The organism is Endozoicomonas arenosclerae, assembly GCF_001562015.1.
In the GTDB taxonomy this organism is placed as follows: domain Bacteria; phylum Pseudomonadota; class Gammaproteobacteria; order Pseudomonadales; family Endozoicomonadaceae; genus Endozoicomonas_A; species Endozoicomonas_A arenosclerae.
Genome location: NZ_LASA01000121.1, coordinates 86282 through 96824 on the forward strand (window position 1 = coordinate 86282; position 10543 = coordinate 96824).

Here is a 10543-nt window from a genome sequence, read left to right on the forward strand (position 1 = left end):
ATTACCTATTTCACTTGGCCGTGAAATAATTCACACTATAAAGCTACACACACAATGATTTGAGCTAGTTTCAATAAACAAGGAAAGCGAGGACAGGAATGTGACGCGCTCACTGGCTACAAACCCGATAATTGCACTAAAAAATATGGTTAAAGTTATACCCGCCCTGCTGCTCGCCGGATTTGTTTCCAGTGCCTCAGCCGCTGTCGTGACCTACGATGACCCTTGGGAGAAGGCAAATCGGACTATCTTTGAGTTCAACGACACTCTGGATACGTATGCCCTGAAGCCTGTTGCCAAGGGCTATGATACCGTGACCCCCAAACCCATCCAGAATCTGGTTTCCAACTTTTTCTCGAATCTGGGCGAGATCCGCAATACTGCCAATGCACTGTTACAGTTTAAAGGTTCTGAAGCCCTGGCATCGATTGGTCGTTTCGGCATCAACTCAACCGTGGGTATGCTGGGCATGGTTGATGTGGCCACCCCGCTGGGCATAGAGCAAAAGTACGAAGATTTTGGTTTGACGCTGGCCCACTGGGGTACACCATCCGGTCCTTATGTGGTTCTGCCACTGTTGGGTTCCAGAACCCTGCGTTCTGGCATTGGCTCTGTACCTGACTCTATGATGAACCTGCAGGGACAGATTCAACCGGAACGAGACCAGTGGACAGCCAGAGGTGTCGACATTGTCAATACCCGCGCCTCCCTGCTCAGTTCTGAAGACCTGATCGTGGGTGACCGTTACACCTTTATCCGGGACGCTTATCTGCAACGTCGTGAATATCTGATCACCGGCCAGCTGCCTGAAGACGACTTCTGACAAAGTCAATTTCCATGCTCCGGTCTGCAAGCTAACTCAAAGACTGGAGCGCATATTCCCGACCCTCTTTACTCTATGCGTGGCGGCCAGCCAAGTCTTGGCAAGCAACGGAATTGCAGGCTTTTCGCTTCCCCGGCTTGCAGCAGAGCCGGGTTGAGAGTATGTTTCAACAGACCACAAAGCAATAATGGTTCAACGTCAGATGCACTCTGTTTTCCATGGCGTAGATTTCCCTGACCCGAATCTGGATCTTACTCTCCAGCAGGCGGGTTTTTAAATATGGCCAGCAGTACCATTCTGGTCATTGATGATGACACCATTGTCAGAGAAAGCATCGTAGCCTATCTCGAAGACAGCGGATTCGAGATCCTCCAGGCAGAAAACGGTGAAATGGGTCTTGCCGTTTTCAGAGAGACCCCGCCGGATATTATTCTCTGTGACCTTCGTATGCCAAAAATGGACGGTCTGGCCGTTCTTCGCAGCGTCCGTGAACTCTCCCCCGACACGCCTTTTATTGTGGTTTCCGGTGCCGGCGTCATGGCCGACGTAGTAGAAGCTTTGAGACTGGGCGCCAGCGACTACATCATCAAGCCTATAGTCGATCTGGAAGTGCTTGAGTATGCCATTAACCGGGCGCTCGAAAATGCCCAGTTAACGTTGGAAAATCGCCGCTATCGTGAGAGCCTCGAAGAAGCCATACATTCGCTGGAAAACAATCTGCACCTGCTGCAGGAGGATCAGAAAGCAGGTCGACAGGTCCAGATGAAAATGCTCCCACAGGAGCCTCTGTCATTTGAACACTTTAAAGTGGATCACCAGATCATTCCCTCGCTCTATCTCAGTGGCGACTTTGTTGATTATTTTGCCCTGAACGAACACAGTTTTGCCTTCTATCTGGCGGATGTTTCCGGGCACGGCGCATCCTCAGCCTTCGTTACGGTTCTGCTGAAACACATGTCTATGAACCTGCTGCGGGAATACCAGTCCCATGGTGGCCGGGTCAGAGTAAAACCTTCACATGTACTGAACTTCCTGAACCGAAGCCTGCTTGAAACGGGACTGGGCAAGCATGTTGCCGTCTTTGGCGGCGTTGTTGATACACGAGATCAAAAGCTGACCTATGCCTTTGGTGGTCACTACCCTCTGCCTATTCTTTCAACTCCTGAAGAGACACGATGCATTGAAGGTCGCGGTCTGCCCGTGGGTCTGTTTGAAGACGCCACCTTCGAAGATGTAACAATTGACTTGCCGGAGCAATTTACCTTGACTATCCTGTCCGACGGTATTCTGGAGGTGCTGCCACAGCAGACGCTTCAGGAGAAGGAAGACTATTTGTTGTCTGTTATTAAAGAGGGAGCCGTCACCGTATCAGCGCTGACAGAAAAACTGGGGCTAAAAACCATCAAAGCGGCTCCGGACGATGTGGCCATGCTGATCCTGGCTCGAAACTGAATGATTCCTGGAAAAATACTGTTCGCGGAAAACGACGGCACCTATGTCCTGAAACTGGTGGGCGAGGTGCGATTGACACTGTGCTCCTCACTGGAAGCCTTTCTGGAAAAAATGTTCAATGAGCCGGACTTCAGCTCGGTGATCATTGACCTGACTGAGACCGACACCATTGATAGCACCTCACTGGGTCTGCTGGCCAAGCTGTCTATTCAGGCCAAGAAAAACCTGGGTCTGGTGCCCGTTATTATTTCGACTCAAGACGATGTCACCCGAATTCTGCTGAGCATGGGCTTTGACAAGGTGTTTGTCATTGTCAGGGAGCTGGAAGGTTTCGACAAACTGAAACTGAATATGCATGACATTACTTGCGACGGGAATATGGAGCAATCCACCCAGGCCCGCAAGGTCCTGGACGCCCACAAGGTATTGATGAGCCTGAATGAGGAAAACCGGGAAGCGTTCAGTGAACTGGTCAAGCAGTTGGAACAAATTCAGGCTAACAGCAAGGACGATGAAAAATAAAGTCTGGTCACTGCAGTGAAGGCTTCAGTTCTACCGCATTCCCATCAGGGTCATTGATGTAAAGTGAAAGGCCCTGTCCCTGAGAACCATACCGTTTCTTCATCTCCCCGGCATCTACGCCTTTAGACACCAGATAATCCACCAGGGACTGCTCAGACATCTTTTCAATCAACAGGCAAAAGTGATCCATATTCCTGCCTGTTGCTCCCGGAGCTTCTCCCCCGGCACGACCAATGGCACCAGTAACCGTTACCAGATCAATCAGGGCATTACCGGCTCGCAACTGATAGAGCCCGGTTTCTTCAGAGGTCTGTCTTTCTACCGTGCAGCCCAGCAAGTTGCAGTAAAAATCCAGCATCGCCTCCAGGCGATCGGTCCTCAACACTACATGATCTATCCCAAGAATCTTCAGCATACCTGCCTCCTGAACAACCGTGAACGGATGAGAGAACCTTTTAGAATGAAAACTCTCTCATCGAAACCCGTTAAGGACTTGTCTGAAATTAATTTCTTTGTTCAAACCCTCTCAAAATCCGTTCAGGGTGAGCGGTTTCCCTGTGAAAATCGGGAGGTTATTTAGAAACAAATCCTAAGCTGCATTCTGGGCTTGTTCACGAAGTGTTTCAACCTGCTTCACTGCCTCAAGCAGCACTTCCAGACCCGCGCCTTTTTTATGGGCATTCTCGCTGATGTAACGACGGAACTTCCTGGCTCCAGGTTCGCCCTGATATAAACCCAGCATATGGCGGGTGATATGACTCAGATAGGTGCCTTTTGAAAGCTCGTTTTCAATATAAGGCAGCATTTTTTCTATTATCTCACTGCGTTCAACCAAGGGTTGAGTCGCCCCATAAAGACGGTTATCCACTTCTGCCATCAGGTACGGGTTATGGTAAGCCTCACGCCCCAGCATAACGCCATCCACATGTTCCAGATGCTGATGAATCTCATCAAAAGTCGCGATACCACCATTGATGGTAATTTCTAGATCGGGGAAATCTTTCTTGAGCTGATAAACCACTTCAGGCTTCAGAGGTGGGATATCCCGGTTCTCCTTGGGAGACAGACCTTCCAGAATGGCAATACGGGCATGGACAACAAACGTCTGGCAACCGGCGTCTGCGACAGTACCGACAAAATCCACCAGCTCTTCATAAGAGTCTCGGCCATTGATGCCAATACGGTGTTTAACCGTCACGGGAATATCAACCACTGCTTGCATGGCTTTGACAGCAGCAGCCACTGTTTCAGGCTCAGCCATCAGACAGGCACCAATTCGGCCATTCTGTACGCGATCGCTGGGACAACCAACATTCAGGTTCACTTCCTGAAAACCGGCGTCTTCTGCCATTCGGGCGGATTGAGCCAGATGCTCAGGATCGTGCCCACCCAGCTGAAGCGCCAGAGGGTACTCTTCCGGGTTGTGACGCAGAAAGCGTTCATTATCGCCAAACACTAACGCTCCGGTTGTCACCATCTCTGTATAGAGCAAGGCATGCCCAGTGAGCAGACGATGGAAATAACGGCAGTGTCTATCCGTCCAATCCATCATAGGGGCAACGGAAAACTTACGATCTAATGGCTTTGGCTGAATCACTGGCACACTTGCTTGCTAAAAGGGTTAGCTAAATTATCGAGCCGCTAATGATATACCAGAAAACAGCATTCAGCAGTAAGGGTCGCTCATAGCTGATCCGCTAATAACAACAGCAGGGTAGGTAGTTTGACCAGTTCCTGATAAGAATGTTCAGATTGTGCCCTATTGAAGGGCACAATAGTACTAAATGCACACACCGCCAATCATGGGTATCCGGGTTGGCTCACAGTTGTATATCAGCCTTCCGGTATCGCCGTGCATGTAATCCAGCAACATTTCTGAACGACTGTCTGGAGCCATACTGGTCGCTGGTTGCTCTTGCAGCGCTTCATCTTTCCTGGGAAAACTCGCCCAATCCAGAGGTGGACGCCAGCCCGGCGGCGAAGATATTCTCGAACGAGTGCCATTAATAGGGTAAAGGGCTCTTCGCTCCAGAATCTCTTTGGCCATCCTGTCGACCCGTCCAGGATGTTTGGTAGCCAGATTATTGTATTCGCCCGGATCTTCCTCAAGGTTATAGAGTTCTTGTGTGATGGTCATGGTCAAAGGTTCTATTTTCAACCACTGAATCAGCTTCCAGTTGTCTTCTATCAGCGTAAAGCCAAATGAGTTATACAAAGGAATTTCAGAGGCAAAGAATAGAGCTCGATCCCGATGGATTGTTTTATTTTCAGTCAATGCCGGAAGCACATTAACACCGTCCAGTGGCAGCTCATTTCCAGTTTTAATGTTGGCTGCGGCCGCCAGAGTCGGAAAAACATCCATGATGGTCACAGTTTCATCCAACTGACTGCCTGCTTTAATCCGATCAGGCCAGCGCATGACAGATGCAACACGGATACCACCTTCATAAACCTCACCTTTGCCACCTCGGTAAGGGCTGTTGTCCCCTCCTCCTCTGCCGTAGACACGGGAAGCACCGTTATCAGAGAAAAACATCACTATCGTGTTGTCTTCTATGCCCTCTTCCTCCAGCGTTTTAAGCACCCTTCCCATAGCCTGATCCATGGAATCCACGACCGCTGCATAGAGGGGCCTGCGACTTTCGGTTCCAGACAACCTGGCTAAACGTGAAATCTTGTCAGAAGGACTTCTTGAAAGACCCCGCTCGTCTTTAAGACCTTCATACTTTTTCACCAGGTCATCAGGAGCTTCAAGCGGTTCATGGGGTGCGAGAAAAGGCAGATAAAGGAAGAAAGGCTTGTCCTTGTCTCTCTGTTTTATCCAGTCTGAAGAGTAATCTGCCAACAGGAAGGTTTCATATTGTTCTTTCCCCTTGGCGGGGTCTGGCAGACTTTTACCATTCAGCTGGAAATCACGCCCTCCCAGAATACTGAATGGTGGGTAGTAGCCCACTTCAGTATGCAAATGCCCATAGAAATAATCAAAGCCCCGGGCATTGGGATGAAACTGTTGTTGAGAGTGGCCCAAATGCCATTTACCCACAATAGCGGTTTGATACCCAGCCGCTTTAAAGCTCTCTGGCATGAAGTGCTCATCGGTATGCACACCACCACTGTCCCATGGCAAAAGTACACTGTAAGCCACTCCAAGACGCATGGGATCACGCCCCGTCATTAAGGCGGCCCTCGTCGGGGAACAAATCGGTGTCGTATAAAAACGATTCAGAGTCACACCTTCTTCGGCCAGTACATCAATGGAGGGTGTCTCAATGCCCGAACCACGAAATCCCGGGTCTGCAAAACCAATATCATCGGCAACAAAAATGACGATATTCGGGGCTGAAGGCTGTGCGGAAACACAAAAACTGGCCAATAAACCTATTGAGGCTGAGAGTAATCTTTTCATTATTATTTGCTCTTTTCACTGCTCACATCGTACGGGCCATTCGTGCCATGCCCTTTTGCAGAGCCGCTGGCATCAAACGACGAAGAATATCCAGAATCCATGAGTCTTTACCCACTCGGACTCGCGCCTTGTTCTTTTCCACTGCCTGCAGAATGATTTGCGCCGCTCGGTCGGCTGATAACCCCACTTTCTGCGCCAGCTCGTAATTTTTCTGGGCTTTCTGAAGGTCGTCAGAATCCGCCAGAGTTGCCTGAATCATGTCCGTTTTAATTGCGCCGGGGTGAACGGATGTCACACCAACCCCATCTTTTTTTAATTCGGCATAAAGGCATTCGCTCAACGCCTGTACACCTGACTTGGTGACGCAGTAGGAGCTTTGAGAAGGCAACCCGATAAAGGCAGCCATACTGGAAAGGTTTACGATATGGGACTGGGATTCTTTTCTGAGGACATCCAGAAATAGTCTGCATCCATAGAGCGGCCCCCAAAGATTAATATTAATGACCCGCTGCCAATCTTTGAGTGAATGACTGGCGAATGACTTCTGCAAGGTGATGCCTGCATTGTTGATCAGCAAATTCACCCTGCCATGAAACTCCATGACCTCTGCGTAAAGCTGATGCATGTCGTCTATATCACCAACATCCACTTGATGAAGAGTGACCTTGATATCATTGCCTGCCAGCTTTTCCTGTGTTTCTTCCAGTGCTGGATGATTGATATCCACCAAGGCCAGATGACAACCTTTTCTCGCTAACTGGATGGCAAGACTCCGACCCAGACCTCCGCCGGCACCGGTAATAACAGCCACCTGACTTGTGGAGATAATCATACCCTCTCCTCCACAACAGCTGGCTGAACATTGAGTGGACAATGGGGGCCACCGGGAGCCTCTATCATGGTGACGCACTGATTGCAGTGTGTGCAGCCATTGACGTATTTATGACCCTGGCGACTGGCATTATTGACATAGGCTGGGTCCTTGATCAGGGCTCTTCCCAACTGCACAAAATCAATACCTTCACGCATAACCACCTCAAGACTTTCCATGGTGTGGCACCCACCGATGTAAATCATTTGTGCATTTCTGACCCGATCCCTGACACGTTTGCAGCCTTCCAGAAAATAAAGCTCCTGGTAGGGGTATTCCTTAAAAATTCTGGGGCCCACCATTTTAAAAACACTTTTCAGCAGTCGGTTCTTTTGCATCTCGGCCATGCCATCGGCAATAGAGGTGCCTCTGAACATGTGCATGACATTGAAACTGCTGGTCCCACCGCTGGTAATCAAACCATCAATGCCCCCCTGATCGAGCATGGCAGCCACTTCAACCGCTTCTTCCAATTGCAGTCCGCCTTTAACTGCATCAGTCAGCCCCATCTTGCCAATAACAGCGACATCATCACCCACTGCATTTTTCACTGCTTCCAGACATCTCAGTGGCAGTCGCATTCTGTTGGCTAAAGAGCCACCGTATTGATCAGACCGGCGATTGGTTTTCGGACTGATAAACTGGCTGAGCCCATAGCCATGACCAAAATGAATCTCAATAGCATCAAAACCTACCTCTTTCATAAACAGGGCAGCGTCCCGATAAGTCTTAACCATGTAGTGAATGTCCTTCTCACTCATGGCACCGGCTAAAGGGCGTCCAACCGTCATTCCCAGAGTATTGAGCTGGATGGATGGACCCTTTGGATTTCGAACTCTCTGCAATGCCTGATTTTTTGAGAAGTAACCGCAGTGTGCCATCTGCCCGGAAACACGGGCTCCGGTTTGATGAAGACCATCAATCATTCGAGTCAGCTCAGGCCGAATATGATCACCCATGTACATCATGTCATGGGATACACGACCATCAGCTTCTGTTGCACAGTACGCCAGAGTGGTCATCCCCACTCCCCCGTCACAAAACTGTTTATGAAACTGATAAAGATCTTTCCCTGGTATCCCTCCGGGTGTACGACCTTCAAACGTCGCAGCTTTGATAATGCGATTGCGGAGCTTCAATGGCCCCAGACTGGCAGAACTGAATGCACGATCCAGATATTGACTCATAGGCTTCTCAGAGCGATTCCGCTGCTGCTCCCTCAGAGTTGTGAACACACGACGTTCACAATGTTTTTATTATTATGCAATGACGTTACATATCTTATGCAATATGATTACATAAATCAAAAAGATAAGATCCTCCGATGAATCAAACTCGCCGTACCCAGGCTCAAAGACGTGCCGAAACCTATCAGCAGGTTTTGGACAGTGCCTGCCGTTTATTTGCTAAAAAAGGATTTGCAGGTACATCTCTGGAAGATATTGCCAGCGACTGCGGACTGACGACCCGGCCTGTCTATCACTACTTTGGCAACAAGTTGAAACTGTTCAATGCCGTTTTTGATCAGATGATGGTGAATATTCTGGAGAGTCTTGAGAGCGTAGAGACATCCGACCCTGCCTCAAGATTAAGCCAGCACTGGAATACCTTTCTGGACATGTCCGATGACTCGGGTTTTCGCCAGATTGTCCTGGTAGACGGGCCCAACATTCTCGGTCACGAAAAATGGATCAATAGTCTGGTCACTGAAAAAGCCCACGAACTGTTTGGCTCAATGCCTGCAGCCAGTGAAGAAGAAAAAATTCAGCAACAACTGTTTGGTCGGATGGTGATTGGCGCACTGGCTCAGGCGGCCTTGATGGTGGCAGAATCGGAAGATCGGGAGTTGGCGAAAAAGCTGGCCATTAAGCTGGTCAATAACATGCTGACTTCAGGGAGCAATACTGCCAAACAGTGATAATTCACAGTTTGGCAGCAGTCCAGGCATTAAAGGATGGATGTGGCTCTGGCCAGACGTCCACTACCTTTTACCTTGTATTGTCCGGTATTGGCACTGATGAAGCAGGATTGGCCCGGAGACAACTCGATGGATTCATCCGCTGTCTCAATCACCTGATTGCCTTCAACACAGAACAGAATCTCGGCTGCATTCACAGAAAACGCTTCCAGGGCTTTGGCCGGCTCGACCACACTGAACAGAAAGTCATCCACACTGGTCATAAAGCGAGTCTCGCCATTGAGCTCTGCTTCTGGCTTCAGGCACAGTTCTGACATTTGTATAGTATCGAACTCAATGGTTTTGAGCAGTTCAGGCACATCAACATGCTTACTGGTCAGGCCGCCTCTGAGCACATTATCAGAACAAGCCATGATTTCCAGGGCAGTCCCTTCCAGATAAGCATGAAGGGTTCCAGCTTTGAGGAACATTGCTTCACCCGGCGTCAGTTCAATCACATTTAACAGCAATGGGCTCAGGATACCTATATCACCTGGATAGAACTGATTCAGGCGAGCCACTTCCTGCCATGCAGGATGATTGGATGTTTCAGCGAACTTCATAGCTGAAGCGACCAGTTGATCTCTGGACTCATCCTGCAATGTCATCAGGTGCTCGTAAAATGTCTTCAGGTTTCCATCCGCAAGCCATTGCAGAGGTTCCACCAGCGACTGAATACTTGCCATGGCAAACAGCGACTGCATCTCTTCCAGCGGACGGAACCCGTTCATGGCTCTAAACGGGGTCAGGGCATAAACCAGTTCAGGCTTGTGATTGTCATCCCGATAGTTGCGATTGAAGGCATCCAGGGGAACTCCGAGATGATTTTCATGGGCAAACCCTTCCAGAGCTTGCTGTTTGTTTGGATGAGACTGGATAGACAGAGGTTTGGCAGCCGCAAGCACTTTGAACAGGAAAGGCAGTGTCTGTCCAAATTTGTCCTGGGAGCCTTCACCAAGATGCTCAGCTTGACCATCTACCAGATTGTTTAAAGCTATAGGCTGGCCACTGGTTAGAGCAACCGAAGGCGCTTTTGGATGAGCTCCCATCCAGAGTTCAGCCATGGGCTGACCGGATTCATTGGTGATTCCAAAGAGCTGGTTCATTGCATTCTGACTGCCCCAGTCATAATGCTGTATAGGGTTTTCCAGCCTAAAGATGGTCATAATCAGTCCTTTCCAGAGAAATGCAGGCTTGATAAATTTTATCCCGTGACTGTAAATCAGTAACAGCTGTTTCGCTAACCGTGATTTCACTTACACGCCTAGGAGCCTGTCGGACTTAACCAGCAAAACAGGTAAAATCCTGATTCCAGTACCAGTAACACTCAAAGCACTATGAATAAGTGGAAGTTCAAACCGGTCGACCGAAACACTCCCGACCTTTTCCCTGCCAGCATCCAGGATTATCTTCCAGAAGGTCATATGGCTCGCTTTGTGGTGGATGTTGTTGACCAGCTCGACCTGTCTCCACTGATCAATTCTTATCGAGGCACAGGATCAAAAGGCTGGC

General features: G+C 49.3%; 10 protein-coding genes. 4 read left to right on the plus strand and 6 right to left on the minus strand.

All coding sequences use genetic code 11. The features are described from left to right. The first annotated feature begins 100 nt into the window (after positions 1-100). From WG89_RS19665 to WG89_RS19675, 3 genes are all read left to right on the plus strand, one after another. Positions 101-823 carry an MlaA family lipoprotein gene (locus WG89_RS19665; RefSeq protein ID WP_172806868.1) on the plus strand — a complete coding sequence of 241 codons (723 nt, stop codon included), beginning with the start codon at positions 101-103 and terminating at the stop codon, positions 821-823. A gap of 279 nt (positions 824-1102) precedes the next feature. Continuing rightward, on the plus strand, positions 1103-2275 hold the full coding sequence (locus WG89_RS19670; protein WP_062269008.1) for a response regulator: 1173 nt from the start codon (positions 1103-1105) through the stop codon (positions 2273-2275). After that, the gene (locus tag WG89_RS19675; protein ID WP_062269010.1) at positions 2276-2797 is read left to right on the plus strand and encodes an STAS domain-containing protein; all 522 of its coding nucleotides are present in this window, start codon (positions 2276-2278) and stop codon (positions 2795-2797) included. 7 nt (positions 2798-2804) lie between these two features. Here the strand turns inward: WG89_RS19675 and WG89_RS19680 are convergent, their stop codons facing one another. The 5 genes from WG89_RS19680 to WG89_RS19700 all read right to left on the minus strand — a co-directional run bounded on the left by WG89_RS19680 (position 2805) and on the right by WG89_RS19700 (position 8261). Further along, positions 2805-3212 carry a VOC family protein gene (locus WG89_RS19680; RefSeq protein WP_062269012.1) on the minus strand — a complete coding sequence of 136 codons (408 nt, stop codon included), beginning with the start codon at positions 3210-3212 and terminating at the stop codon, positions 2805-2807. Positions 3213-3386: 174 nt separating this feature from the next. After that, on the minus strand, positions 3387-4394 hold the full coding sequence (gene dusA / locus WG89_RS19685; RefSeq protein ID WP_281177713.1) for a tRNA dihydrouridine(20/20a) synthase DusA: 1008 nt from the start codon (positions 4392-4394) through the stop codon (positions 3387-3389). Between the two features lie 183 nt (positions 4395-4577). Then, positions 4578-6203 (minus strand): sulfatase-like hydrolase/transferase, encoded by a 1626-nt coding sequence (locus WG89_RS19690; protein ID WP_062269014.1) that lies wholly within the window; start codon positions 6201-6203, stop codon positions 4578-4580. A gap of 22 nt (positions 6204-6225) precedes the next feature. Next, the gene (locus WG89_RS19695; protein ID WP_062269016.1) at positions 6226-7035 is read right to left on the minus strand and encodes an SDR family NAD(P)-dependent oxidoreductase; all 810 of its coding nucleotides are present in this window, start codon (positions 7033-7035) and stop codon (positions 6226-6228) included. Beyond that, positions 7032-8261 (minus strand): NADH:flavin oxidoreductase, encoded by a 1230-nt coding sequence (locus tag WG89_RS19700; protein WP_062269018.1) that lies wholly within the window; start codon positions 8259-8261, stop codon positions 7032-7034. Before WG89_RS19700 ends, WG89_RS19695 begins: the two co-directional genes overlap by 4 nt. Before the next feature lie 137 nt (positions 8262-8398). On the opposite strand from WG89_RS19700, the gene WG89_RS19705 reads away from it, so the two are divergent. Further along, a complete protein-coding gene (locus tag WG89_RS19705) occupies positions 8399-8992 on the plus strand; it encodes a TetR/AcrR family transcriptional regulator (RefSeq protein ID WP_062269020.1) in 594 nt (197 codons plus the stop codon). 29 nt (positions 8993-9021) lie between these two features. Here the strand turns inward: WG89_RS19705 and manA are convergent, their stop codons facing one another. Continuing rightward, positions 9022-10197, minus strand: coding sequence for a mannose-6-phosphate isomerase, class I (gene manA / locus WG89_RS19710; RefSeq protein ID WP_153301705.1), 1176 nt, complete (start codon positions 10195-10197; stop codon positions 9022-9024). Positions 10198-10543: the final 346 nt, after the last annotated feature.

Excerpts from the sequence above, each read along its gene's own strand:
- WG89_RS19690 (WP_062269014.1), bottom strand. The coding sequence starts at position 6,203 with ATGAAAAGATTACTCTCAGCCTCAATAGGTTTATTGGCCAGTTTTTGT.
- manA (WP_153301705.1), bottom strand. The coding sequence starts at position 10,197 with ATGACCATCTTTAGGCTGGAAAACCCTATACAGCATTATGACTGGGGC.
- WG89_RS19675 (WP_062269010.1), top strand. The coding sequence starts at position 2,276 with ATGATTCCTGGAAAAATACTGTTCGCGGAAAACGACGGCACCTATGTC.
- WG89_RS19670 (WP_062269008.1), top strand. The coding sequence starts at position 1,103 with ATGGCCAGCAGTACCATTCTGGTCATTGATGATGACACCATTGTCAGA.
- WG89_RS19705 (WP_062269020.1), top strand. The coding sequence starts at position 8,399 with ATGAATCAAACTCGCCGTACCCAGGCTCAAAGACGTGCCGAAACCTAT.
- WG89_RS19680 (WP_062269012.1), bottom strand. The coding sequence starts at position 3,212 with ATGCTGAAGATTCTTGGGATAGATCATGTAGTGTTGAGGACCGATCGC.
- WG89_RS19700 (WP_062269018.1), bottom strand. The coding sequence starts at position 8,261 with ATGAGTCAATATCTGGATCGTGCATTCAGTTCTGCCAGTCTGGGGCCA.
- WG89_RS19695 (WP_062269016.1), bottom strand. The coding sequence starts at position 7,035 with ATGATTATCTCCACAAGTCAGGTGGCTGTTATTACCGGTGCCGGCGGA.